General features: G+C 64.4%; 26 protein-coding genes. 11 read left to right on the forward strand and 15 right to left on the reverse strand.

The window, feature by feature from the left end:
* Nucleotides 1-26 precede the first annotated feature (26 nt).
* Nucleotides 27-1,154, reverse strand: a complete 1,128-nt coding sequence (gene coxB, locus KSS93_RS01670; RefSeq protein ID WP_217886895.1) for a cytochrome c oxidase subunit II — start codon at nt 1,152-1,154, stop codon at nt 27-29.
* Between the two features lie 383 nt (nt 1,155-1,537).
* Between coxB and KSS93_RS01675 the strand changes: the two genes are divergently transcribed.
* Nucleotides 1,538-2,179, forward strand: coding sequence for a hypothetical protein (locus tag KSS93_RS01675; RefSeq protein WP_217886896.1), 642 nt, complete (start codon nt 1,538-1,540; stop codon nt 2,177-2,179).
* 139 nt (nt 2,180-2,318) lie between these two features.
* Here the strand turns inward: KSS93_RS01675 and KSS93_RS01680 are convergent, their stop codons facing one another.
* The 6 genes from KSS93_RS01680 to prlC form a co-directional block, all read right to left on the reverse strand.
* On the reverse strand, nt 2,319-3,854 hold the full coding sequence (locus KSS93_RS01680; RefSeq protein ID WP_217886897.1) for a SulP family inorganic anion transporter: 1,536 nt from the start codon (nt 3,852-3,854) through the stop codon (nt 2,319-2,321).
* Between the two features lie 188 nt (nt 3,855-4,042).
* Complete coding sequence (locus KSS93_RS01685) at nt 4,043-4,762, reverse strand: carbonic anhydrase (protein WP_217841127.1); 720 nt, start codon at nt 4,760-4,762, stop codon at nt 4,043-4,045.
* 500 nt (nt 4,763-5,262) lie between these two features.
* Nucleotides 5,263-6,321 carry a PA0069 family radical SAM protein gene (locus tag KSS93_RS01690; protein ID WP_217886898.1) on the reverse strand — a complete coding sequence of 353 codons (1,059 nt, stop codon included), beginning with the start codon at nt 6,319-6,321 and terminating at the stop codon, nt 5,263-5,265.
* Between the two features lie 80 nt (nt 6,322-6,401).
* The gene (locus KSS93_RS01695; protein ID WP_217886899.1) at nt 6,402-8,417 is read right to left on the reverse strand and encodes a M3 family metallopeptidase; all 2,016 of its coding nucleotides are present in this window, start codon (nt 8,415-8,417) and stop codon (nt 6,402-6,404) included.
* 133 nt (nt 8,418-8,550) lie between these two features.
* On the reverse strand, nt 8,551-8,829 hold the full coding sequence (locus tag KSS93_RS01700; protein WP_217886900.1) for a YheV family putative zinc ribbon protein: 279 nt from the start codon (nt 8,827-8,829) through the stop codon (nt 8,551-8,553).
* Nucleotides 8,826-10,877: an oligopeptidase A gene (gene prlC, locus KSS93_RS01705; protein ID WP_225917287.1), complete on the reverse strand. Its 2,052-nt coding sequence runs from the start codon at nt 10,875-10,877 to the stop codon at nt 8,826-8,828. The genes KSS93_RS01700 and prlC overlap by 4 nt, the downstream gene beginning before the upstream one ends.
* Nucleotides 10,878-10,979: 102 nt before the next feature.
* On the opposite strand from prlC, the gene KSS93_RS01710 reads away from it, so the two are divergent.
* Nucleotides 10,980-11,528 carry a gamma carbonic anhydrase family protein gene (locus KSS93_RS01710; protein WP_217886902.1) on the forward strand — a complete coding sequence of 183 codons (549 nt, stop codon included), beginning with the start codon at nt 10,980-10,982 and terminating at the stop codon, nt 11,526-11,528.
* A gap of 103 nt (nt 11,529-11,631) precedes the next feature.
* Nucleotides 11,632-12,279, forward strand: a complete 648-nt coding sequence (locus KSS93_RS01715; protein WP_217886903.1) for an HAD family hydrolase — start codon at nt 11,632-11,634, stop codon at nt 12,277-12,279.
* A gap of 130 nt (nt 12,280-12,409) precedes the next feature.
* On the opposite strand, the gene KSS93_RS01720 is transcribed toward KSS93_RS01715, so the two are convergent.
* The gene (locus tag KSS93_RS01720; protein ID WP_225917288.1) at nt 12,410-13,501 is read right to left on the reverse strand and encodes an aminopeptidase; all 1,092 of its coding nucleotides are present in this window, start codon (nt 13,499-13,501) and stop codon (nt 12,410-12,412) included.
* A 67-nt stretch (nt 13,502-13,568) separates the two neighbouring features.
* Here KSS93_RS01720 and KSS93_RS01725 point away from each other — a divergent pair, with 67 nt between their 5' ends.
* Nucleotides 13,569-13,982 carry a PA0061/PA0062 family lipoprotein gene (locus tag KSS93_RS01725; protein WP_217886905.1) on the forward strand — a complete coding sequence of 138 codons (414 nt, stop codon included), beginning with the start codon at nt 13,569-13,571 and terminating at the stop codon, nt 13,980-13,982.
* Nucleotides 13,983-14,037: 55 nt separating this feature from the next.
* Complete coding sequence (locus KSS93_RS01730) at nt 14,038-14,451, forward strand: PA0061/PA0062 family lipoprotein (protein ID WP_217841119.1); 414 nt, start codon at nt 14,038-14,040, stop codon at nt 14,449-14,451.
* A gap of 70 nt (nt 14,452-14,521) precedes the next feature.
* Here KSS93_RS01730 and KSS93_RS01735 read toward each other — a convergent pair whose 3' ends face one another.
* On the reverse strand, nt 14,522-14,755 hold the full coding sequence (locus tag KSS93_RS01735) for a DUF1161 domain-containing protein (RefSeq protein ID WP_217841118.1): 234 nt from the start codon (nt 14,753-14,755) through the stop codon (nt 14,522-14,524).
* 73 nt (nt 14,756-14,828) lie between these two features.
* Nucleotides 14,829-15,254 carry an OsmC family protein gene (locus KSS93_RS01740; protein WP_217886906.1) on the reverse strand — a complete coding sequence of 142 codons (426 nt, stop codon included), beginning with the start codon at nt 15,252-15,254 and terminating at the stop codon, nt 14,829-14,831.
* A 153-nt stretch (nt 15,255-15,407) separates the two neighbouring features.
* On the opposite strand from KSS93_RS01740, the gene KSS93_RS01745 reads away from it, so the two are divergent.
* The gene (locus KSS93_RS01745; protein ID WP_217886907.1) at nt 15,408-16,412 is read left to right on the forward strand and encodes an LLM class flavin-dependent oxidoreductase; all 1,005 of its coding nucleotides are present in this window, start codon (nt 15,408-15,410) and stop codon (nt 16,410-16,412) included.
* 80 nt (nt 16,413-16,492) lie between these two features.
* Here the strand turns inward: KSS93_RS01745 and KSS93_RS01750 are convergent, their stop codons facing one another.
* The gene (locus tag KSS93_RS01750) at nt 16,493-16,714 is read right to left on the reverse strand and encodes a DUF1161 domain-containing protein (RefSeq protein ID WP_217886908.1); all 222 of its coding nucleotides are present in this window, start codon (nt 16,712-16,714) and stop codon (nt 16,493-16,495) included.
* A 103-nt stretch (nt 16,715-16,817) separates the two neighbouring features.
* Nucleotides 16,818-17,033 (reverse strand): dodecin, encoded by a 216-nt coding sequence (locus KSS93_RS01755; protein WP_003253076.1) that lies wholly within the window; start codon nt 17,031-17,033, stop codon nt 16,818-16,820.
* Between the two features lie 153 nt (nt 17,034-17,186).
* Between KSS93_RS01755 and KSS93_RS01760 the strand changes: the two genes are divergently transcribed.
* Entirely contained in the window at nt 17,187-17,510 is a 324-nt protein-coding gene (locus tag KSS93_RS01760) for an ElaB/YgaM/YqjD family protein (protein ID WP_217886909.1), read from the forward strand.
* On the opposite strand, the gene KSS93_RS01765 is transcribed toward KSS93_RS01760, so the two are convergent.
* A complete protein-coding gene (locus tag KSS93_RS01765; RefSeq protein WP_217886910.1) occupies nt 17,507-18,403 on the reverse strand; it encodes a LysR family transcriptional regulator in 897 nt (298 codons plus the stop codon). The two genes, KSS93_RS01760 and KSS93_RS01765, sit on opposite strands and share 4 nt — an antisense overlap.
* A gap of 224 nt (nt 18,404-18,627) precedes the next feature.
* Between KSS93_RS01765 and trpB the strand changes: the two genes are divergently transcribed.
* Both trpB and trpA read left to right on the forward strand, forming a co-directional pair.
* Nucleotides 18,628-19,845 carry a tryptophan synthase subunit beta gene (trpB, locus tag KSS93_RS01770; protein WP_217841112.1) on the forward strand — a complete coding sequence of 406 codons (1,218 nt, stop codon included), beginning with the start codon at nt 18,628-18,630 and terminating at the stop codon, nt 19,843-19,845.
* The gene (gene trpA, locus KSS93_RS01775) at nt 19,842-20,651 is read left to right on the forward strand and encodes a tryptophan synthase subunit alpha (RefSeq protein WP_217886911.1); all 810 of its coding nucleotides are present in this window, start codon (nt 19,842-19,844) and stop codon (nt 20,649-20,651) included. The genes trpB and trpA overlap by 4 nt, the downstream gene beginning before the upstream one ends.
* Before the next feature lie 70 nt (nt 20,652-20,721).
* Here the strand turns inward: trpA and KSS93_RS01780 are convergent, their stop codons facing one another.
* Nucleotides 20,722-21,054 carry a DOPA 4,5-dioxygenase family protein gene (locus tag KSS93_RS01780; RefSeq protein WP_217886912.1) on the reverse strand — a complete coding sequence of 111 codons (333 nt, stop codon included), beginning with the start codon at nt 21,052-21,054 and terminating at the stop codon, nt 20,722-20,724.
* Between the two features lie 53 nt (nt 21,055-21,107).
* Between KSS93_RS01780 and KSS93_RS01785 the strand changes: the two genes are divergently transcribed.
* Nucleotides 21,108-21,707: an NAD(P)H-binding protein gene (locus KSS93_RS01785; RefSeq protein ID WP_217886913.1), complete on the forward strand. Its 600-nt coding sequence runs from the start codon at nt 21,108-21,110 to the stop codon at nt 21,705-21,707.
* A 15-nt stretch (nt 21,708-21,722) separates the two neighbouring features.
* Here KSS93_RS01785 and KSS93_RS01790 read toward each other — a convergent pair whose 3' ends face one another.
* Nucleotides 21,723-22,622, reverse strand: a complete 900-nt coding sequence (locus KSS93_RS01790; RefSeq protein ID WP_217886914.1) for a choline sulfate utilization transcriptional regulator — start codon at nt 22,620-22,622, stop codon at nt 21,723-21,725.
* Nucleotides 22,623-22,730: 108 nt separating this feature from the next.
* Between KSS93_RS01790 and betC the strand changes: the two genes are divergently transcribed.
* Nucleotides 22,731-24,248, forward strand: a complete 1,518-nt coding sequence (betC, locus tag KSS93_RS01795) for a choline-sulfatase (protein ID WP_437182097.1) — start codon at nt 22,731-22,733, stop codon at nt 24,246-24,248.

The raw sequence follows: 24,248 nt of genomic DNA on the forward strand, positions 1-24,248 counted from the left end.
CCTGTCTCCTGCACTCTGGCCGCGGTTCATTGCGCTTCTGCCTGCTTGAGCGCGAGCACGTCTTTCGGCGTGACCATGTCGCCCTTGTTGTTGCCCCAGGCGTTGCGCTCGTAGGTCACCACCGCGGCGATATCGACTTCCGAGAGCTGCTTGCCGAACGCGGCCATGGCGGTGCCGGGCTTGCCGTGGAAGACGATGCTCAAGTGGCCTTCCTTCGGCCCGGTGGCGATCTTCGAGCCCTTGAGCGCCGGGAACATCGGCGGCAGGCCCTGGCCTTCGGCCTGGTGACAGGCCACGCAGGTGGTGTGGTAGACCTTGTCGCCACGCTCGACCAGCTCTTCGAGGGTCCACTCCTTGCTGGTCAGCTCCTTGAGCTTGGCGGCATCGGCCTTGCGCTCGGCCAGCCAGGTGTCGTAGTCGGCCTTGCTCTTGACCTCGACCACCACCGGCATGAAGCCGTGGTCCTTGCCGCACAGCTCGGTGCACTGGCCGCGGTAGATGCCGGGCTTCTCGATGCGGGTCCAGGCTTCGTTGACAAAGCCCGGGATGGCGTCGCGCTTGACCGCAAAGGCCGGCACCCACCAGGAATGGATCACGTCGGCAGCGGTCACCAGAAAGCGCACCTTGGCACCTACCGGCAGCACCAGCGGCTGGTCGACCTCCAGCAGGTAGTGCTCATCCTTCGGCGCCTTGTTGTGGATCTGCTCGGCGGGGGTGGCGAGGTTGCTGAAAAACTCCACGTCCTGGCCCAGATACTTGTAGTGCCACTTCCACTGGTAGCCGGTGACCTGGATATCGATGTCCGACTCGCTGGCGTCGTAGATGTCGATCAGGGTTTTCGTCGCCGGGATGGCCATGACCACCAGGATCAGGAAGGGCACCACCGTCCAGAGGATTTCCACCCAGGTGTGCTCGTGGAAATGCGCAGGCTGCTGGCCGGTGGAGCGGCGGTGTACCACCATCGACCAGAACATCGCGCCGAACACCACGACGCCGATGATCACGCAGATCCAGAAGATGGTCATGTGCAGGTCGAACACGGCGTGGGAGACGTCCGTCGCCCCGGGTGCCATGTTCACGGTCCATGCGGCATGTGCCTGACCGAACACCGACCACAGCAGGAGGCCCATCCAGACATGTGGATGTCGCATCATTGCGGGTTCCCCTTATCGTTCTTGTTGTCCCGGAGGCGTGGACGACCTGCTACGACGACAAAGGGGGAACGGTGGCCAAGACTGCCTGGCTTCGACGACCGAGCCCCCTGCTTAAGGCAGTCGGGCCTCATCAACGAATCACGTTTCAAGCGGAGTATAGACACCGACCAATGGCGCGCAACGCGGGGTATGAAATCATCTTAACCAAACCACACGTTCGCTCTGGAACCCTCGTGCTAGCTGGGCTGTGGCGCAGTAATGGCACATTGATATAACCGATTTCCTACCGCTGTGACCGGTTTATAACAAATGCGTCTTAGGTATTCCGTATACCGAGCTAACTTAGTGTCTTCCGTTTGTAACGCCTTGTCCCTGGAGTTGTCATGAACATCGCTGCTGTACGCGAGCAGATTAGCCAAGCCGAAAAACACGAAAAACAAACAGACCAACTGAAAACACGCCTCGCACAACAATTGCCGCACCTGCACCCTTCCATTCAACTCCCCCAGCAGGACGCCCAGGGAACCTTGGAACGCTTCGTCAGCGCCTACATCAACGAAGTACCCGAGTTGCTCGAAGCCGCACACAACGTTGCGCTGGAAGCCGGCATCGAATCGCAGATCAAGCCGGTGCTGAAAATCGCCGAAGCTTACTTCCTGCAGCCGCCCAGCGTGATGGCCGGGCATGTCGGCCTGGATTGCCTGCTGGACGAGGCCTACCTGGCGCACCGCCTGGTGGAAGAAGTCAACGACCTGTACATCCGCCACTTCCAGCAGCCGCTGATCCCGGTGGACACCACCGTGGCCAACCTGATCGCCCACCAGCTGATCGGCGAAAGCTTCGCCAACCAGCTCGATGAAGTGGTGCACCACTCGGTGGACGAGATGCTCGATGACGAAAGCTTTGCCGTGGAGTCGGTGGAAACCTACCGCGACAAGCTCAGCAGCCCGCAAACCGGCGCCGCCTGGAAACGCTGGCCGTGCCTGTCGCGCCAGCTGGGTGTGGAGTTGGGCCAGTCGGCCTGAACTTGAAGTCATCTGTCCCGGCCTCTTCGCGGGCAAGCCCGCTCCCACAGGTTCAGCGCTGCCCTTGAAGGTTGCGCATTACCTGTGGGAGCGGGCTTGCCCGCGATGGGGCCCTTTCAGGCAACCGAGCTGCCTGGTTTCAAGCCCCAACCCCCGCCGTGGTGCGCAACCTTCCCTCGACCCGGCGCTTCAACCGCCGCTGCTCAAGCACCAGCCGCGAGCCATTGGCCGCACCGCTGCGCCCCCAGTCTTCCAGCAGCTCCAGGCAGGAATGATCGATGTAGCTCAGGTTACTCAGCGGCACATGCAGCGTGGTCCCCGCCGGCACGGTGCCCAGCACCTGGGTCAGCGCCGGTACCTTGAGGAAAGTCGCCGCACCGCTCAGGCGCAGTTCCATGTGCCCCGGCTTGGCCAGCTCGACCAGGTTGATCTTCAGCCGCGCCGCCTTCAGCGCAAGCTTCAGCAAGGTCAGGGCAAAGCCCAGCAACACGCCGGTCAGCAGGTCGGTGAAGATGATCGCCAGCGCTGTCGCCGCATAGGTGAACATCGGCATGCGCCCATAGCGGCCCAGGCCGCGGAACGCCTTGAAGTCCACCAGCTTCACCCCGGTGTACACCAGCACCCCGGCCAGGCTCGCCACCGGGATCTGCTGCAGCACGCTGCTGAGCACCACCACGAACGCCAGCAGCCACACACCGTGCAGAATCGCCGAGGCGCGGGTTTGCGCGCCGGCCTGCACGTTGGCCGAGCTGCGCACGATCACCCCGGTCATGGGCAATGCACCGAGCACGCCGCAGAGCATGTTGCCGATACCCTGGGCCGACAGTTCACGGTCGAAGTCCGAGCGCTGGCCGCTGTGCATGCGGTCCACGGCAGCGGCCGACAGCAGGGTTTCGGCACTGGCGATGAAGGCCAGGGCGAAGGCCGCCACCAGCAGGGTCGGGTCGGCCAGCTTGAGCAGGTCGTCCGGGCGCAACCAGTCGATGGCCTCGGACAGGTCCGCCGGCACCTGCACCCGGTTCACCGGCAGCGCCAGCCACAGGCTGACAGCTGTCATCGCCGCTACCCCCAGCAAGGCGCCGGGGATGAACCTCAAGCGCTGCGGGCGCAAGCGCTCCCAGCCCCACATGATGGCGATGGTGCCCAGCCCCAGCGCGCCAGCCTGCCAGCCGACCCCCGGGGTCTCGATGGGCAGCGCCGCCGCCAGGGTGGCGGGGAAGCCCAGCAGGTTATCCACACCCGAAGGCTGCGGCGCGGTGTCGAACATCACATGCACCTGGGACAGCACGATCAGCACGCCAATACCCGCGAGCATGCCATACACCACAGCCGGCGCAGTGACGCGGAACCAGCAGCCCAGGCGCAAGCGCCCGGCCAGCAGTTGCAGCAACCCCGCCAGCAGCAAAATCGGCCCGAGCATGGCCATGCCGTGCTGGCGCACCAGCTCGAACACCAGCACCGCAAGGCCTGCCGCCGGGCCGCTGACCTGCAGCGGCGAGCCGGCCATGAAACCCACCACCAGGCCGCCGATGATGCCGGTGATCAGGCCCTTGGCCGGCGGCATACCCGAGGCGATGGCGATACCCATGCACAAGGGCAGGGCAACCAGAAAAACCACCACTGAGGCCAGCAACTCACGCGGCAGTGCCGCTTTGATCTGTGTCTTGTTCACCATGAAGCTCCTTTCTCAAACGCGGCCATCCTGCTGGCCGCTGGCACGGGGAACCCTGAATTGCGCCCACGGGCGGGCCGCCAGCGGTTTTGCCGGCAAGGCATTCAGGGAAATTCAAGGCAGGCGAAGGCCGCGCCGCACCCTGTGGGTGCAGCCGGCTATCAAGGTTTTACTAAAGCTGGACGGGTCGCTTAGTAGCGGCCTCTCGGAGTGGCGCTGGGGATCGGCTGGCCTGCGACCAGCGGCATGAAGCTGTCGCTGGCGGCGTCGTAGGCTTCGATCTGGCTGGTTTCGATGTCGTACAGCCAGCCATGGATATGCAGTTGGCCTGCGGCCAGGCGCGAAGCCACCGACGGGTGGGTGCGCAGGTGGTGCAACTGGGCGATGACGTTTTCCTTGGTCACCAGCTGCATGCTTTCGTGCTCGCTGCCGCAGGAGCAGTTGTCCTCGACCACGGTACGGGCCACTTCGGCGTGGCGCAGCCAGGCCGAAACGGTCGGCATCTTGTCCAGCGAATGCGGGTTGAGCACCGCGCGCATGGCGCCACAGTCGGAGTGGCCGCAAATGATGATGTGGTGAACGCCCAGGGCCAGCACCGCGTATTCGATGGCGCTGGAAACACCGCCGTTCATCTGGCCGTAAGGCGGTACCACGTTACCCACGTTACGGGTAACGAACAGGTCGCCCGGCGAGCTTTGGGTGATCAGCTCGGGGACGATGCGCGAGTCGGCACAGGTGATGAACATCGCGCGGGGCTTTTGCGCAGTGGCCAGCTTCTTGAACAGCTCTTGCTGCTCGGGGAAGACTTCGGTGTGGAACCGCAGGAAGCCGTCGACGATATGCTTCATGGCAGCATCGGCGCTTTCGGCGGGTGCAGCCGGGACGGCCTTGGTAGGGTCCTTGACGGGCATGATTCATCCTCTTGGCGGTTTGTTGGTACGTTCCATGTTACCGGGGAAAGATTATGGCTATGCGAGGATTTAGATGACACGCACAGGTAATTAATCACAGCCGCGGTGGACTGATTTCCTACGCTAGCGAAGAAAACTTAACTGAAACTTAATTGCGCAGGCTCTAGAACGGGCGTTCTAGATGAATAAGGCGGGAATTGGATAATAGCAAAAAAGCATCAAGTGCCAATACCCAGTAGTGGTTTTATTGGGTGGCATTAGTGGTGTTCGGGGGTAATTGTTTTTGTGCTGGCTGGCAAGCGGGCTCCTACAGGTGCAGCGCCTGATTCAGGCCCTGCGCGATCCTGTGGGAGCGGGCTTGCCCGCGAAGCAGGCAACGCAGTGCATGGCACCGGCTGCGCCGGTGTTCGCGGGCAAGCCCGCTCCCACAGGGATCGCACCAGCTTTTAGAAACTGAGCAAGACAGTTGCTCCTACAGGTTTTTGTGCTGGGCTCAAACATCAAAACAACGCCATCTGCCCACCCGGCGGGCAGAACGCCGTGCAATCCAGCGCCAGCGCTTCACGCCCTTCGAACCCCAGCTGCCGCGAGGCCTTGGCAAAACGTTGCGCCAGCAACTCGGCGAACACCCCTTCACCGCGCATGCGCGCGCCAAAGCGGCTGTCGTACAGCTCGCCGCCACGGCTCTGGCGCACCAGGCTGAGCACATGGGCGGCGCGCTGCGGGTAGTGATCGTGCAGCCACTGCTCGAACAGCGGCGCCACCTCCAGCGGAAGGCGCAGCATCATGTAGGCCGCGCTCTGCGCGCCGGCGCCCTTGGCGGCCTGCAGCAGGCGCTCCAGCTCGCTGTCATTGATCATCGGAATCATCGGCGAACACAGCACGCCCACCGGCACCCCGGCCTCACGCAGCACCCGTATCACCCGCAAGCGCGCCTTGGGCGCCGCCGCCCGGGGTTCGAGCACGCGCTTGAGCTCGTCATCCAGGGTGGTCAGGCTGATCATCACCCGCACCAGGCGCTGGCTGGCAAGTTCGGCCAGCAGGTCGAGGTCGCGCAGTATCAGCGCACCCTTGGTGACGACGGTGACCGGGTGGCGAAAACGCAGCAGCACCTCCAGCAGGCGCCGGGTGAGCTGCTGTTCGCGCTCGATGGGTTGATAAGGGTCGGTATTGGAGCCCAGGTTGATCGGCGCGCACACGTAGCCGGGCTTGCTCAGTTGCTGGGCGAGCACCTCGGCAGCGTTGGTCTTGGCGATCAGCCTGGTTTCGAAATCAAGGCCCGGGGAGAGGTCCCAGTAGGCGTGGCTGGGGCGGGCATAGCAGTAGATACAGCCATGCTCGCAGCCGCGGTAGGGGTTGATCGAGCGGTCGAAGGGCAGGTCAGGCGAGGTATTGCGGCTGATGATGGTCTTTGCCGTCTCGATCCGCACCTCGGTGCCTTGAGTGAGGGGCACTTCCTGATACCAGCCATCATCCTCTGCAACAGACTGGGTGGAGGCAAAGCGATTGTGCGGGTTGTTGGCAGTGCCACGGCCTTTGAGTGACGCTGGAGGAAACATGTGCCACCTCTGGATACTGTATTTACATACAGTAATCGAGGCGGCACCTGCGTTCCAGCGCCATCGGTCACCCGATCCGCTCAATCCAACCCATGAAAACGCATGAACCGCTCGGCACTCACCGGCCGCTCCAGAAACGCTTCAATACCCTCGAGCAGTGGCCGCGAGACGCCAGGAGCAAAGATTTGCTCAAACAACGCCCTCCCGGTGGCCGGGTCGAGCAGCCCTGCGGCTTCGAAGCGGGTGAACAGGTCCCAGGCATGCAACTCTGCCCAGAGATAGGCGTAATAGCCTGCGTCGTAACCGCTTGCCAGATAGTCGAAACCCTGTAGCGGTTTTTCAAAACCGGCCATCGGCCAGAGCCCCGCCTGTGCATGGCTGTGCAGCACACGCTGCTCGACAGAGCGCCCGTCCCTGGGGGTGTGGTGGATATCCAGATCGAGCAGGGCATGACTGAGCAACGTGGCACAACGGCTGCCATCGCTTGCCTGCATGTGCTCGAGCAAATCGGCAATCTCCTCGGCCTGCAAGGAGCCACCGTCCAGATAGTGCGAAGAGATACTGGCAAGGTAGTCGGCATTCCACACCCAGCACTCGAGCAGCTTGCCCGCCACCTCGACGCCATCACTGCCAAGGCGCCGCGCATCCGACAGCAGATGATTGCCTGTCTGCGCCAGCAGGTGCTGCAGGGCGTGGCCGAATTCGTGGAAGAGCTTCTTCAACGCCAAGTGATCGAGCAGTGGCTGCTGCCCGTCCACACCCGGCGGAACATCGCTGAATATTATCGACACCGCACGCTGGAAAATCCCCTCGGCATCGGTGCGCCGGTTCCACGGACTGACTGTCATCACCATGTCAGGGGTCTTGCCCTCATGCTGAACCACATCCAGATATAAAAAACCTATCGAGGCATGATCGCGCTGGACCTCGAAGGTGATTACCGACGGGTGCCATACCGACGCCTGTGGCAAGGCTTGCAGATGCAGGCCGAACAATGTCCGGGCCAGCTCGCTCAGTGCATCGATCACCTTGCCCAGAGCAAAGAATTCACGCATTCGCTGCTCGGACAAGCCTGCAGCCTCCCCGCGTTGCACCCGGCGCAGGTACTCAAGGTCCCAAGGCTGCGGATCGTCGAGCCCCTGAGTTGCGGCGAACGCACGAAGCCGGTCATTGGCCGCCAGCATCCGTGGCTGTATGCGCACCTGCAAATCATCGAGAAAAGCCAGTACCCGCTCCATTATCCTGCTGCTTTTGCGCTGCATGCTCATCTGCGGGTAATTATCGAAGCCCAGCAACTGTGCCTGGTCCTCGCGCACCTGGGCCAGTGCCTGCATCACCGGGCCGTTGTCAGCGGTCGGGTCGTCACTGGCACCGCGCGTCATATAAGCGCGATAGACCTGCTCACGCAGGCTGCGCACCTGCGCATGCGCCATGACGGTCTCGTAGGTGCCCTGATCACAAGGAATCAGCCAACCAGGCAGCGAGGCAGCAATGGCCTTGTCGCGAAACTCGGCGCACGTCTGTGCAGACAGGCCCGCCAGCCGCTGCTCGTCATCCACAACGATAACCGCCGCCTCCACCGAGAAACCAAGGTTGGCGAAAAACTGCCCTTCAAGTTCACGGATACGCTTCTCGTAACTTTCCAGAAGCAACTTGCCCGCGTCGTCGAGCAACGCGCCGCCCAGCCGGTACTCTTCAAGAATCAACCGCAGTGTGGTTTTTTTGTGCTGACCCAGTTGCCTGCCAATGTCGCTGTCGGCCAAGTCCTGATATAGCCGCAACAACGACACATTGCGCAGCTTGCCCTTGAAACAGGCATCGACCGGGCCCCGCCACGTCTGGATCACTGCGCGCCATTGCTCGCTGCGGCCCATCAACGGAATGAAGGAAAAGATCACACCCTGTAATCGGGCATCCAGCGCGTCCACCGCCAGCACCAGATCATCCCAGGTCGGCAATGACTGCTGATGCACGATCACTCGCTCGATACCATGCTGGTAATCGCTGACCGCGCGCTCGATGGTCGCATGAGCCTGTTCTGGGGTGATGTTCGTATAGTCCAGAAGCTGGTCTGGGCCGATCTCGACGATGCTCATAGGTAGGCAAGCCTGCAGGAAACGTGAGCACCCGGTAGAGGTGCCCGGTGCAGGCATGACACAGAAAAACCCCCACCCGTTGCAGGTGGAAGCGCGCCATCGGCAAGCTGCGGCTGCCGATGGCGCGATGAGCTTACTCGCTCGGTTTCTTGAGCTTCGGGTTGGGGAAGAACTGCACCGTCTGCACGGTCTGCGCCTTGACCGGGGTGGCCTTGGGCGCCAGCTGGTTGACCCGGGTGCCGATCTCCTTGGGTACCGACAGGCCCTGCTCGTTCAGGGTGTCGGTGAACCCGCAGGCCACGCACTCGCGGTGCGGCACGCCGTCCTCGTTCCACATCATCAGCTTGTCCATCTCGCTGCAGGCCGGGCACACGGCCCCGGCAATGAAGCGGCGCTTGGTCTTGTCGCTCATGCCGCCGCGCCCTCGCTCAGGCCGCAGTGGCGCAACAGTGCATCGATGGACGGCTCACGGCCACGGAAGTCGACGAACAGCACCATCGGCTCGCGGGAGCCGCCACGGGCCAGAATCGCCTCGCGGAACGCGCGGCCGGTTTCGGCATTCAGCACGCCTTCTTCTTCGAAGCGCGAGAAGGCATCAGCCGACAGCACTTCGGCCCACTTGTAGCTGTAGTAACCGGCCGCATAGCCGCCGGCGAAGATGTGCGCAAAGCTGTTGGGGAAGCGGTTGTACGCCGGCGGGCGCATCACCGACACCTCGTCGCGCACGCCTTCGAGCACCTGAAGAACGCCACGGCCATCGCCGTGGGTGGCGTGCAGTTCGAAGTCGAACAGCGAGAACTCCAGCTGGCGCACCATCATCATGCCGGACTGGAAGTTCTTCGCCGCCAACATCTTGTCCAGCAGGTCCTGGGGCAGCGGCTCGCCGGTCTCAAAGTGGCCAGAGATCAGCGCCAGGCCCTCGGGCTCCCAGCACCAGTTCTCCATGAACTGGCTCGGCAGCTCCACCGCATCCCACGCCACACCGTTGATGCCGGACACGCCGGCATGCTCGATGCGGGTCAGCAGGTGGTGCAGGCCATGGCCGAACTCGTGGAACAGCGTGGTGACTTCATCGTGGGTCAGCAGCGCCGGCTTGCCGGGCGCGGCCGGGGTGAAGTTGCACACAAGGTTGGCCACAGGGCTTTGCAGCGCGCCGGCCGCAGTGCGGCGACGGTCGCGGGCGCCGTCCATCCAGGCACCGCCACGCTTGTTGGCGCGGGCGTACAGGTCGAAGAAGAAGCGCCCGACGTGCTGGCCGTGCTCTTTGATTTCGAACAGGCGTACATCCGGGTGCCAGGCGTCGAAGCCCTTCAGTTCGGTGATTTCGATGCCGTACAGGCGCTGCACGATGCTGAACAGCCCGCCCAGTACCTTGTCGATCGGGAAGTAGGCGCGCAGGGCTTCCTGCGACACGCTGTAGCGCTGCTCGCGCAGCTTCTCGCCGAAGTAGCCGGCGTCCCAGCTGGCAAGCTCGGGGGTGCCTTGCTCGGCGGCATAGGCCTTGAGCTGCTCCAGGTCTTGGGCGGCGAACGGCTTGCTGCGCTTGGCCAGGTCGCGCAGGAAGCTCAGCACTTGGTCGCTGGACTCGGCCATCTTGGTGGCCAGGCTCAGCTCGGCGAAGTTCGGGTAACCCAGCAGGGCTGCCAGTTCCTGGCGCAGGTCGAGGATCTGCTCCATCACCGGGCCGTTGTCGAACTGGCCGGCGTTCGGGCCCTGGTCGGAGGCGCGGGTGCAGTAGGCGGCGTACAGCTCTTCGCGCAGGGCGCGGTCGCTGGCGTAGGTCATCACCGCGTAGTAGCTGGGGAATTCCAGGGTGATCAGCCAGCCGTCGAGGCCCTTGGCCTGGGCGGCGGCGGCCATCTGCGCCTTGGCCGAGTCGGTCAGGCCGGCCAGTTGCGCTTCGTCGGTGACGTGCTTGGTCCAGGCCTGGGTGGCATCCAGCAGCTGGTTGGAGAAGCGGCTGCCCAGCTCGCTGAGCGTGCTCTGCACCTCGGCGTAACGCTGCTGCTTGTCGGCCGGCAGGTCGATACCCGACAGGCGGAAGTCGCGCAGCGCATGGTCGATGATGGTTTTTTGCGCCACGTCGAAGCCTGCGGCTTCGGGGCTGGCGGCCAGGGCCTCATAGGCTGCGAACAGCGCACGGTTTTGCCCAAGCTCGGTGGAGTAGGCGCTCAGGGCCGGCAGGCACGATTCGTAAGCCTCGCGCAGCTCCTGGCTGTTGCACACCGCATTGAGGTGGCTGACCGGGCTCCAGGCAGCGCCCAGGCGGTCGTTGAGTTCGTCCATGGCCAGCACCAGGCCGGCCCAGGTGGGGTTGTTGCCCTGCTGTTCGAGGATGTCGGCGATGGCCTTGCGGTTGTCGGCAAGGATCTGCTCGATTGCCGGCAGCACGTGCTCGGCGCGGATCGCCGAGAAGGGCGGCAGATCATGGGGCTGCAGCAGCGGGTTGTTCGCACTCACGGTTCGGGTACCTTGGCAGGAGAAACACGGGACCATCTTAATTACAATCGACGCCGACCGCAGCAGGCAGCCTGCCTATCGGCATTGCAGAGGAACACTATCATGGCCCTTCGGACGTTCCGGGAACACACGCCGAAAGTTGGACCGCGCGCCTTCGTCGACCGTTCGGCGGTGGTCATCGGCGATGTCGAGATCGGCGAAGACAGCTCGATCTGGCCACTGACGGTGGTCCGCGGCGACATGCACCGCATCCGTATCGGCGCGCGCACCAGCGTGCAGGATGCCAGCGTGCTGCACATCACCCACGCCGGCCCCTTCAACCCCGACGGCTTCCCGCTGATCATCGGCGACGAGGTGACCATCGGCCACAAGGTGATGCTGCATGGCTGCACCCTGGGCAACCGCATTCTGGTGGGTATGGGCAGCACCATCATGGACGGCGCCATCGTCGAGGACGAGGTCATCATCGGCGCCGGCAGCCTGGTGCCGCCGGGCAAGCGCCTGGTCAGCGGCTACCTGTACATGGGCAGCCCGGTGAAGCAGATCCGCCCGCTGAGCGAGCAGGAACACAAGTTCTTCCCTTACACCGCCGGCAACTACGTCAAGCTCAAGGACCAGCACCTGGCCGAAGGCTACGACCAACCGCAATGACCGCATTCGCGGGTAAACCCGCTCCCACAGGCTCCACGAAACCCTGTGGGAGCGGGTTTACCCGCGAAGCAGGCAACACACGACTTCAGGTGGGACCCTTTACATGCACCAGCAAAACATCCTCTTCGACCTCGACGGCACCCTGACCGACCCGCGCCTGGGCATCACCCGCTCGATCCAGTACGCCCTGGCCAAGCTTGGCATCGACGAGCCGGACCTTACGCGCCTGGAGCACTTCATCGGCCCGCCCCTGTTGCAGGCGTTCATGCAGTTCTACGGTTTCGACGAGGCCAAGGCCTGGGAGGCGGTGAACTTCTACCGTGAGCGTTTCAAGGTTACCGGCCTATACGAAAACCAGGTGTTCGACGGCGTACCGCAGCTGCTGCAGGCCCTCAACGGCCAGGGCCGCACCTTGTATATCGCCACCTCCAAACCCTGGGAGTTCGCCCGCGAAATCGCCCGCCACTTCGCCTTCGACCAGCACTTCAAGGTGATCTATGGCAGCGAGCTGGACGGCACCCGCACCAACAAGGTCGAGCTGATTCGCCACCTGCTGGATGAACAAGGGCTGGACCCGGCGCAAACCCTGATGATCGGCGACCGCAAGCACGACCTGATCGGCGCTCGCAGCAATGGCTTGCAGGCGGTGGCGGTGGGCTATGGCTTCGGTAGCCGCGAGGAGCTGGAGGCCGAGGCGCCGGCGTTCCATTTCCAGACCCTGGCCGAGATGCACCAGGCGTTCGTGGGCTGAATATTCGGGGCCGCTTTGCGGCCATTCGCGGGCAAGCCCGCTCCCACAGGGTTGGTGGCGCTGCTGAAGTCGGCGCATTACCTGTGGGAGCGGGCTTGCCCGCGAAGGGCTGCAACGCAGCCCCAACCGCTCATGGGCTTGCCATCAGCTTGCCTAGCACGGCTTTCCTCTCGTCGATCGGCATCCCACCCAACGCCTCAACCCGCCGGTAAAACCCCTCCCAATCCCCACCCACCTCAGCAAACAACTGCGAAAACGCCGGCACCCACTGGTCATACAGCCCGAACGGCAGCAACTTGGCGTTGTTCATCGGCGCATACACCCAGGCATCGAAACGCCGGTCACCCTGCCAGTCGCGGTCCCGCACCTCACGGTATTCACTGCGCAAACGCTCGAACTCAGCCTGCTTGGCCGCCCGCTTGCCGGCCTCATCCAGAGGCCCGGCATAGATCGCCTGCAACCGCTCACGGCTGCCCAGCACCAGCCGGATGAACTGGTCACGCTGCGCCGAGCCGCCATCTACCGCCGCCGGCAGGCCACGGGCCGCGCGCCATTGGCGGGTGCCTTCCTGCTCGACGAACGAGGCGAACGACTCGTTGAACTCGGTATCGTCCTTCACATAAAAGCGCTGGTGCGCAAGCTCGTGGAAGATCACCGTGGCCAGACGCTCGTCACCCCAGCCGACCATGCTCGAGAGGATCGGGTCGTCGAACCAGCCCAGGGTCGAGTAGGCCTCCACACCACCCACATAGACATCCAGCCCCTGCTGGCGCATCAGCGCCGCCGCACCCCGGGCCGCGCCTGGCTGGTAATAGCCGCGATAGGCCACGCAGCCGGCGATGGGGAAGCAGTGGGTCACTGGCTGCAGCGACAGCTCCGGGGTGGCGAACACGTTCCACACCACATAAGGGCGGCCCAGTTCGGCATACACCCGGTAGCTGCCGTTATCCGGCAATTTCAGGTGTTCGCTCGCAAATACCCGCGCCTGCTCGGCGAACAGCAGGCGCTGGCGCAGTACCGGGGTGGTGGCGGGGTTGTCGATCACCTGTTGCACCGGCTGGCGGGCCCGCAACAGCTGCCACTGCCCGTCGGCCAGCTGGCCGTAATAGCCCAGGCTGGAACAACCGCTCAGCAGGGCGCCGAGGGCAACGGGAACCAAGCGGGTGAAAACGCGGTCGAGTGCCGGGCGGCCGGTACGCCTGAAAAGAAAAAGTCCATGCATCGAGGCTGTCTGTCTCGCTTGTCGGCCGAATGCCACCAAGACTATCTCGCCAAGGGGGAGCTTCGCCATGCGTACCCGGTTTGCCGTGGGCACACTGATGCTGCTGTCCGGTTGTACCACCTTGCCCGACCCGGACCCGAACCAGGCCTGGGTTGACCTGGCCGCGCACGACAACACTTCGCTGCACGCGGTGCAGGTGGACGAGCGCGACTGGGCCGACAACCGTTATTTCCAGGTTCAGCCCGGCAGCCACGAGCTGACCGTGCGCTACCAGTTCGCCGTGGCGCCCGGCAATATCGGCCCGGTCGACGAGCCGCTGTGGCGCGACTGCCAGCTCAACCTCACCTTCAAGGGCTTCGACGCCGGCCAGCGCTACCAGATGCAGGCCGGCAGCATCGGTTTCAGGCCCTGGGTGAAGCTGTACGACCAGCAGCGCAAGCTGATCGGCCAGGGCGAGCCGGCAGGCTGCCAGCGCACCTGAACCCCGTGAACGGCGCTATGCTTATGGCCTGTGAACCGCGAGCGGGAGTTTCACCATGCGCCAGCCAATGATGCTGATCGCCCTCAGTACCCTGGGGGCTTGCGCAAGCCCCTTGCCCCCCGTCGACCCCGGCAAGGCCTGGGTCGACCTCTACACCATCACCCCCGGCCGCACCATCATGGCCGACCGCCTGGACGGCAAGCGCCTGAACGATGGCCGCTACTTCCAGGTGACCCCGGGCAAGCACGAGCTGGTGGTGCGCTTCGATTTCGAGGTGTATTCCGGTGGTTTCACCACCGACCCCACCGAGCGCATCTGCTACCTCACCGTGCGCTACAACGACTTCAAGGCCGGCGAGCGCTACCGCCTCGAAGCCCGCGCCCCGGTGATGCAGCCTCAGCTGCTTATGTACGACGCCAGCCGCAAGGTGGTGGTGGACGAGCCGAGCGAGGTGTTCTGCATTCCCTGAAAACAATCGCCTGCAGGCCGGCACAGCCCCTGCAGGAGCCGGCTTGCCGGCGATGAGGCCCGCGAACGCTTTACCGATCGTTCTTCTGGTAAACGATCTTCTTGGTCCCGCCCTCACAGCTGCCAACGATCATGTTCGGGTCGCTGACCTCGGCGTTGGGCACGATCTCCAAGGTGTAGGAGGTCACCCCGCGCGCCTGGATCTTCGCTTCGATCTCGGCCTTGAGTTCCTCGCACGGCTTGGGTGCAGCCAGTGCAGCCGTGGCCAGCAACGAGGCCAGCACGGCAAATGCTACGCGAATCATGGGACGCTTCCTCAATGGGCAGGCGGCGCTGCCGACGCTGTTTAGACTACCGCACAGCACCGCCGTTGCGCCGCTACTGCAGCAAGCTGGCATCCAGGCTGATGGTCGCATTCAGCACCTTGGACACCGGGCAGCCGGCCTTGGCCTTGTTGGCGATCTCCTGAAACTGCGCCTCGCTGGCACCCGGCACCTTGGCCTTGAGGGTCAGGTGCACCGCGGTGATGGCAAAGCCGTCGGCCTGCTTGTCCAGGCTAACTTCGGCGTGGGTGTCGATGCGCTCGGGGGTGAGCCCGGCCTCGCCCAGCATCATCGACAGCGCCATGGAGAAACACCCGGCGTGGGCAGCGCCGATCAGCTCTTCCGGGTTGGTGCCCGGGGAGCCCTCGAAACGGGTGTTGAAGCCGTAGGGTGCGTCCTTGAGCGCGCCGCTTTCGGTGGAGATATGGCCCTTGCCTTCCTTCAGGCCGCCTTGCCAGACTGCCGATGCTGTCTTCTTCATGTTGCCTCCTGATCGCAGGTTGAATACCTCAAGTTGTGAGGCCAGCGCCTACGCCAAGTTCAGATCAATCTGCCAGCAGGCATTGAATAAGCCGAATGCGCCCATACAGAGTTCGTAGGGCCTGCGGGCCAACCATTCATTGCGGAGGCTCCGATGACGCACCTGCGAGACCTGAAAATTTCCACCCTCGACCTGGTGCCCGTGCGCGCCGACAGCGGCCCGGCGCAGTCGCTGCGCAACTCGCTGGACCTGGCGCAACATGCCGAACGCTTCGGTTACCACCGTTTCTGGGTGGCCGAGCACCACAACATGGACGGTATCGCCAGCTCCGCAACTGCGGTGCTGATCGGCTACCTGGCCGGCGGTACCTCGAGCATCCGCGTCGGCTCCGGCGGGGTGATGCTGCCCAACCATGCGCCATTGGTGGTCGCCGAGCAGTTCGGTACCCTGGCCAGCCTGTACCCGGGCCGCATCGACCTGGGCCTGGGCCGCGCCCCGGGCTCCGACCAGATGACCGCCCACGCCCTGCGCCGCGAGCGCTCCGGCAGCGCCGACGACTTCCCCGATGATGTCGAGGAGCTGTCGCGCTACCTGGGCCCGCGCACCGATGATCAAAAAGTGATCGCCGTGCCCGGCCACGACACCGAGGTGCCTATGTGGCTGCTCGGCTCCAGCCTGTTCAGCGCCCAGCTGGCCGGCATGCGCGGCATGCCCTACGCCTTCGCCTCGCACTTTGCGCCGCGCTACATGCACGAGGCCATTCGCATCTACCGCGACCACTTCAAGCCGTCCACCACCCTGGCCAAACCCTACGTGATGCTCGGCGTGCCGATGGTGGTGGCCGACACCGACGAAAAGGCCGAGTACCTGGCCACCTCGGTGTACCAGCGCATCCTCGCGCTGATGCGCGGCCAGAGCCTGATGCAGCGCCCGCCGGTAGAAAGCATGAACGGCCTGTGGCTGCCCCATGAGCGTCAGGCAGTGGGCGATTTTCTGGGCCTTGCGATGATTGGCAGCCCGCAGAAGGTACGGGCCAAGGTGGAGGTGTTGCTGGAGCAGACCGGCGCCGATGAACTGATCTTCACCAGCGACCTGTACGAGCATGCGGACCGTATCCGGTCCTATGAGCTGATGGCGCAGGCCCTCAAGGCCGAGTGAACGTCTTCGCGGGTAAACACGCTCCCACAGGCGATGCATGGCCATGTGGGAGCGGGTTTACCCGCGAAGAGCCCAACGCATCACTTGCGGTTGTAGACAATCTCTTTGGTCCCGGCCTCACAGCTGCCGATCACCTTGCCCGCCGGCGAGCCCTTCTCGACGATCTCCAGGGTGTAACCCTGCACGCCCTTGGCATCCAGCTTGGCGGCGATTTCCGCCTTGAGCTCTTCACAGGGCTTGCCCGCCGCCATCGCCCCACCGGCCAGCAGCATCAGCCCCGTCGCAACGATCAACTTCTTCATCTAGCGCATTCCTTGTACAGATCAAAGTCGAAAAGGGCGCAACCGTAGCGCCCTGTGCATCTATCTACCCCATCACAACGGGCAAAGCCAGCCCGGGCGGGTATCAGCTGTTGGCGATCCGGAAGCCCACCTTCAGCGTCACCTGAAAATGCGCGGCCTTGTTGTCGCGGATATGCCCGCGGGTATCGACCACTTCGAACCATTCCAGGTGCTTGATGCTCTTGCCGGCCTCGGCCAGGGCATTGTTGATCGCCTCTTCGATGCTGGTCGGCGAGGACCCTACCAGCTCGATCTTCTTGTAGGTGTGATGGTCAGTCATGGGTGCTCTCCTTACCGTGAAGTGTCCGTTGAGCCTAGCAGCGCAGGCCTGGTTTACCTGCGAGCCGGCACCTGGGGCGAAAGTTCGATCGCACTTTCGCCGCACCGCGCAGTCGCACCTTTTACAGCCAACCCACTGCGAAGGAGAGTCACCATGGCCCACAACTCGCTGCGCAAAGCGTCGCTTGAAAGCATGGAAGCCGAGATCGAGAGCCTGCTCAAGACCCTCGAACACCTCAAACACGATGCCTCGGAAGAAACCCACAAGACCATGAAGGCGCTGCGCGGCAATGCCGAAAACGCCCTCAAGCACTCGCGCAGCCTGCTTAGCGATGCTTATGAGGAAGTGAAGACCCGCACCCGCGAAACCGGCATCGCCACCCGCGACTATGCCCAGGAACACCCGTGGACCACTGCTGGCGTTGCCGTTGGCGCGCTGGGCCTGTTGGCCGCCTACCTGATGTGCCGCCGCAACTAACCCGCCTGCTGTTGCAGCTCTTGGCGCAGCCACTGCGCCAGCTGCTCGGCGCGCCCGTCGGCGGCGCGCCGCGGCACCCACAAGGCCAAGGCCGCGCGGGTGGGGGAAAAGCCCCACGGCGCGGCCAGCCGCCCGGCCTTCAGGTCATCCGCCACCAAAGGCTGTGGCGCGATGGCGACCCCCAAACCCGCCACCGCCGCTTCCAGCAGGTAGTACAGGTGCTCGAACGCCTGCCCGTACTGCAGCGCTTGCGGCGCCAGCCCATGCTGCTGCGCCCAGGTCGGCCAGGCCTGTGGCCGCGAGGTGGTATGAAGCACCGCCTCTCGTAGCAAAGCCACGGCTGGCGAGGCTTTCAAACGATCGTACCCCTCGAACAGCGGGCTCATTACCGGGCCGATGTGCTCTTCGGCAAGCACATGCACCTGCATGTCTGCAGGCCAAGGGGGCTCTGCATACACCAACAGCGCATCCAGCCCCGGGCGACGCGGGTCAAGGTCGCCCTCACCGGCAGACAGGTGCAGGCGCAACTGTGGCAGGTCGGCCTTCAGGCGCCCGAGCCGTGGAATGAACCAGCGCGCCAGCAGGCTGCCGGAGCAGCCGAGCACGAACGGCGCCTCGTCGGCATCGCGGGAAAGCTCGGCGCAGACACTGCGCAAGCGGTCGAAGGCCTCGAAACTGGCATCGCGCAGGCGCACGCCGGCATCTGTGAGTTTGACGCCACGCCCCTCCTTGGCGAACAGCGCCACCCCCAGGTGTTCTTCAAGCACCTTGATCTGCCGGCTGACGGCGCCATGGGTTACGTGCAGCGCTTCGGCCGCCTGGCTGACGCTGTTAAGCCGGGCGGTGGCCTCGAAGGCGCGCAGGGCGTTGAGCGGGGGGAGATCCTGGGCCATTTTACTTGTGAGTTTTCCTGACAGGTTTGCGCAATCTTATCGGTTTTCAGCAGGGCGTTGGGTAGTTAGAGTAAAGCGCATCGACGGTGTTGGATTCTTCGCGGGCAAGCCCGCTCCCACAGGTTCGGTTACAGCACCGGCATCCCACCTCTCCTGTGGGAGCGGGCTTGCCCGCGAAGAATCCAACACGGTCCCAATCTCTTAAACCGCCTATGGAGCGCCCCATGACCCAGTCCCAATACCGCCCCGGCCCCGACGCCAACGGCCTGTTCGGCTCGTTCGGCGGCCGCTACGTGGCCGAAACCTTGATGCCGCTGGTGCTCGACCTTGCCCGCGAATACGAAGCCGCCAAGGCCGACCCAGAGTTCCTCGAGCAACTGGCGTACTTCCAACGCGACTACATCGGCCGCCCCAACCCGCTGTACTTCGCCGAACGCCTGACCGAACACTGCGGCGGCGCGAAGATCTTCTTCAAGCGTGAAGAGCTCAACCACACCGGCGCGCACAAGGTGAACAACTGTATCGGCCAGGTGCTGCTGGCCAAGCGCATGGGCAAAAAGCGCCTGATCGCCGAAACCGGCGCCGGCATGCACGGCGTGGCCACCGCCACCGTGGCCGCGCGCTTCGGCCTGCCGTGTGTGATCTACATGGGCGCCACCGACATCGAGCGCCAACAGGCCAACGTGTTCCGCATGAAGCTCTTGGGCGCCGAGATCGTCCCGGTGACTGCCGGCACCGGCACCCTGAAGGACGCCATGAACGAGGCGCTACGCGACTGGGTCACCAACGTCGACGACACCTTCTACCTGATCGGTACCGTGGCCGGCCCGCACCCGTACCCGGCCATGGTCCGCGACTTCCAGTCGATCATCGGCAAGGAAACCCGCGCCCAGTTGCAGGAGAAGGAAGGGCGCCTGCCCGACAGCCTGATCGCCTGCGTCGGCGGCGGCTCCAACGCCATGGGCCTGTTCCATGAGTTCCTTGAAGAGCCGAGCGTGCAGATCATCGGCGTCGAAGCCGGCGGCCACGGCGTGCACACCGACAAGCACGCCGCCAGCCTGAACGGCGGCGTACCGGGCGTGCTGCACGGCAACCGCACCTACCTGCTGCAGGACGACGACGGCCAGATCACCGATGCCCACTCGATTTCCGCAGGCCTGGACTACCCCGGCATCGGCCCGGAGCACGCCTACCTGCACGAAGTGAAGCGCGTCGAATACGTCAGCATCACCGACGACGAGGCGCTGGATGCCTTCCACGCCACCTGCCGTCTCGAAGGCATCATCCCGGCGCTGGAAAGCTCCCACGCCCTTGCCGAGGCGATCAAGCGCGCCCCGACCCTGCCCAAGGACCACCTGATGGTGATCTGCCTGTCCGGTCGAGGCGACAAGGACATGCAAACCGTGATGAACCACATGGCCGCCCAGGAGAAACAGGCATGAGCCGTCTCGAACAACGCTTCGCCGAACTGAAAGCCGAAGGCCGCGCTGCCCTGGTCACCTTCGTCACCGCCGGCGACCCTGGCTATGACGCCTCCTTGCGCGTGCTCAAGGGCCTGCCCGCCGCCGGTGCCGACGTGATCGAGCTGGGCATGCCGTTCACCGACCCGATGGCCGACGGCGTGGCCATCCAGCTGGCTACCCTGCGCGCCCTGGAAGCCGGCCAGACCCTGGCCAAAACCCTGCAAATGGTGCGCGAATTCCGGGTGGACAACCACACCACGCCGATCGTGCTGATGGGTTACTACAACCCGATTCACCGTTTCGGCGTGGAAAAGTTCGTCGCCGAAGCGCAGCAAGCCGGCGTCGATGGCCTGATCATCGTCGACCTGCCGCCAGAGCACGACGCCGAGCTGGCCACCCCGGCCCAGGCTGCTGGCATCGACTTCATCCGCCTGACCACCCCGACCACCGACGACGCCCGCCTGCCGCGGGTGCTGGAGCGCAGCTCCGGGTTCGTCTACTACGTGTCGGTGGCCGGTGTGACCGGTGCCGGCTCGGCCACCACCGAACACGTCACCGAGGCTATCGCCCGCCTGCGCCGCCACACCGACCTGCCGGTCAGCGTCGGCTTCGGCATCCGCACCCCGGAGCAGGCCGCAGCCATCGCCCGCCTGGCCGATGGCGTGGTGGTAGGTTCGGCGCTGGTCGACAAGATCGCCCAGGCCAAAGATGCCGACCAGGCCGTGAACGACGTACTGAGCCTGTGCTCGGCCCTGGCCGAAGGCGTACGCGGCGCCCGCGGCTGACCTGTGGGAGCGGGCTTGCCCCGCGATGGTTTCAATGACGCCATCGCGGGGCAGGCCCGCTCCTACGGTTTCACTCGCAGAACACAGACAGATCCAACGGCCGCACCGCCCCCATCCAGATCGCATGTTCGCGGTGATCGGCCAGCTCATCCCCGGTCAGCGGGTGCAAAAACACCACCAGCCCCTTGCGATACAGCGCCAGCCACGGCAGCACCACCCCCACCAGTTCCGGCCCGAAGGCCAACTGGCAGCTCCAGTCCGGGTGCGGCCCCACAGGCTTCTGGTGCATGCGCCCCATGCTCACGCCAAACAGCCGGGTGGCTTCCTCGCACAATGCCCTGGCCTGTTCCAGGGTGCTTGCGTCGTAGTACACGTGGGCGTGGTAAGCCTTGATCCTTTGCACGATAACTCCTGAATGCGGTCCAACCATCACCCACCTGCAAAGGGAGTGATGCGGTGAAAAATGCCGAAACCCCAGTGTTGAAACTGGTCCTGCTCGGTGCCGAAAGGTGCCTGGGCAATGCCCTGACCGTCGAGTTGCTGGCACGCCAGCACGAGGTGACGGCCATAGTCGACGACCTCAACCGCCACGCCCCGCGCCCGGGCCTGCATTTGAAGATAGGCGGGCTGGGCAGCGCCGACCAGGCCGAACAGAGCGTGGCCGGTGGCTCGGCGGTGATCGCCTTGCTGCCACCGGGCGATCCGCCCGCGCAGCGGCGCATGAGCGAGGCGCTGCTGGCCGGGCTTGCGCGCACGACTATACGCCGGCTGTTGCTGGTGGGGGATTTTGCGCGGCTCGAAGGCTCAGCCTGTGAACAGCGCGAGTGCATGGAGCACATCGTCGATGGGTTGCAGCGCAGCGGGTTGCAGTGGACGGTGATCAACGCGCCGGACGAGGTGGCGGGGTTGAGCATTGAGCACTTTCGCAGTATCGAAGGCACACAGGAGCCAGGGCTGGCCGGGCCGTTGCGGCACCTGGCGCGGGTGGCGGCGGGGATGGTCGATATGCTGGAGCTGGGGCTGCACAAGGGCGAGCATGTGAACTTCGTATCCTAGGGCGCCATCGCGGGGTCACAGGCTACGCTCCTGCTCCAGCCAATCGACGAACCGCTCGATCAGCGCCCCACGCCGTTTGCGCGGCGGCAGCACCGCGTAATACCCGCGCTTGGAACGCAAACTCCCTTCCAGCGGCCGGCACAACAACCCTTGCTCCACCAGCCCGTCCACCAGGTGCCCCCAGCCGATCGCCACTCCTTGCCCGGCAATCGCCGCTTGAATCAGCAGGGTGTAGTTGTCAAAACGCAGCTGCCCGGCCGGCGGCGGGCTGTCCACGCCGAAGCCACGAAATACCCCCGCCCAGTCGAACCAGCGGCTGGCCTGCTCACCGCGCAAATGAAGCAACGGCAAACGTTGCAAAGCCACGGCTGACAAGGGTTTGCCATGGGTCAGCCGTGGGCTGCACACCGGAAACACTTCCTCGTCGAACAGCCAGCGGCTCTCACCCTGGTGAAAGCGCCCGTCACCGAACAGCACCGCCACATCGATGTCCGGGCGCAACATGGCCTGGCTGCGCTCACCGGTCACCAGGCTCACGTCCACCTGTGGATAAGCTTCATGAAAACGCTGCAAGCGCGGCATCAGCCAGAACGCGGCAAAGGCAAAGTCGGTGGCCACCTGCAGCACCTCGCGCTGGCCGCGGCCGCTGGCTTGGGCAATACCGTCTTCCATGGCCTGCAGCCCCTGGTGCACTTGCTCGAACAACAGCTGGCCAGCCTCGGTCAGCTCGATACCGCGGTAGATGCGGTCGAACAACCGCGTGCCCAGCTGCGCCTCCAGGCGCTTGACCTGCTGGCTCACCGCAGGCTGGGTGGTGCCCAGCTCCACGGCAGCGGCGGTAAAGCTGCGCAGGCGGGCGGCGGCCTCGAACACCCGTAGGGTATCCAGCGACAGCGCGGCAAGGTGTTCAAACATAAGCTTGGCTAATCCCAGTCATTGCCCGGCATGGGCTTTACCCATGTTATCCACAGTCGCATCTTGATAGGCAAGCGGTTCGCATAACCCTACAAGATGGAAGCCAGCATGCCTCGTCCGAATATCCTGTTCATCATGGCCGACCAGATGGCCGCGCCCCTGCTGCCGATCTACGGCCCCTCGCCGATCCTCATGACCCACCTGAGCCGCCTGGCCGAGCAGGCCGTGGTGTTCGACGCGGCCTACTGCAACAGCCCGCTGTGTGCGCCGTCGCGCTTCACCCTGGTCAGCGGCCAACTGCCCAGCCGCATCGGTGCCTTTGACAACGCGGCGGACTTCCCCGCCGACGTGCCCACCTACGCCCACTACCTGCGCCGCCTCGGCTACCGCACGGCGCTGTCGGGCAAGATGCACTTCTGCGGCCCGGACCAGTTGCACGGCTATGAAGAACGCCTGACCAGCGACATCTACCCGGCCGATTACGGCTGGGCGGTGAACTGGGATGAACCGGATGTGCGCCCGAGCTGGTACCACAACATGTCCTCGGTGCTGCAGGCCGGGCCCTGCGTGCGCACCAACCAGCTGGATTTCGACGAGGAAGTGGTGTTCAAGGCCCGCCAGTACCTCTACGACCATGTGCGCGAAGGCGATGGCCGGCCGTTCTGCCTGACCGTGTCGATGACCCACCCCCACGACCCCTACACCATCCCCAAGCGCTACTGGGACCGTTACGAGGCTGTGGATATCCCCATGCCCCGCGCCGAGTACGCCCAGCACGAACTCGACCCGCACTCGCAACGCCTGCTCAAGGTCTACGACCTGTGGGACAAACCGCTGCCTGTGGACAAGATTCGCGACGCCCGCCGCGCCTACTTCGGCGCCTGCAGCTACATCGACGACAACATCGGCCAGCTGCTGCAAACGCTGGAAGAGTGCGGCCTGGCCGACGATACGCTGATCGTGTTCTCCGGCGACCACGGCGACATGCTTGGCGAGCGCGGGCTCTGGTACAAGATGCACTGGTTCGAGATGTCGGCCCGGGTGCCGCTGCTGGTGCATGCGCCCAAACGCTTCAAGGCCGCGCGGGTTCAAGCCTGCGTGTCCACCTGCGACCTGCTGCCCACCCTGGTCGAGCTGGCCGGCGGGGCTGTGGATAACCAGCTGCATCTGGACGGCCGCTCGCTGCTTGGCCACCTGCAAGGGCAGGGCGGGCATGACGAGGTGATCGGCGAGTACCTGGCCGAAGGCACGGTCGGCCCGCTGATGATGATTCGCCGTGGCCCGTACAAGTTCGTGTACAGCGAGGACGACCCATGGCTACTCTTCGACCTGAGCCGCGACCCGCACGAGCGGGAGAACCTCACCGGCAGCCCGGACCACCAGGCGCTGCTGCAGGCATTTGTCGATGAGGCCAGGCAACGCTGGGACATCCCTGCGCTGCGCCAGCAGGTGCTGGCCAGCCAGCGTCGGCGCCGCCTGGTGGCCGAGGCACTGGCCATCGGCAAGCTGAAAAGCTGGGACCACCAACCGCTGGTGGACGCCAGCCAACAGTACATGCGCAACCATATCGATCTCGATGACCTCGAGCGCAAGGCACGTTATCCACAGCCCGCACCCATGGATTGA

Source organism: Pseudomonas xanthosomatis, assembly GCF_019139835.1.
Taxonomy (GTDB): Bacteria; Pseudomonadota; Gammaproteobacteria; order Pseudomonadales; family Pseudomonadaceae; genus Aquipseudomonas; species Aquipseudomonas fakonensis.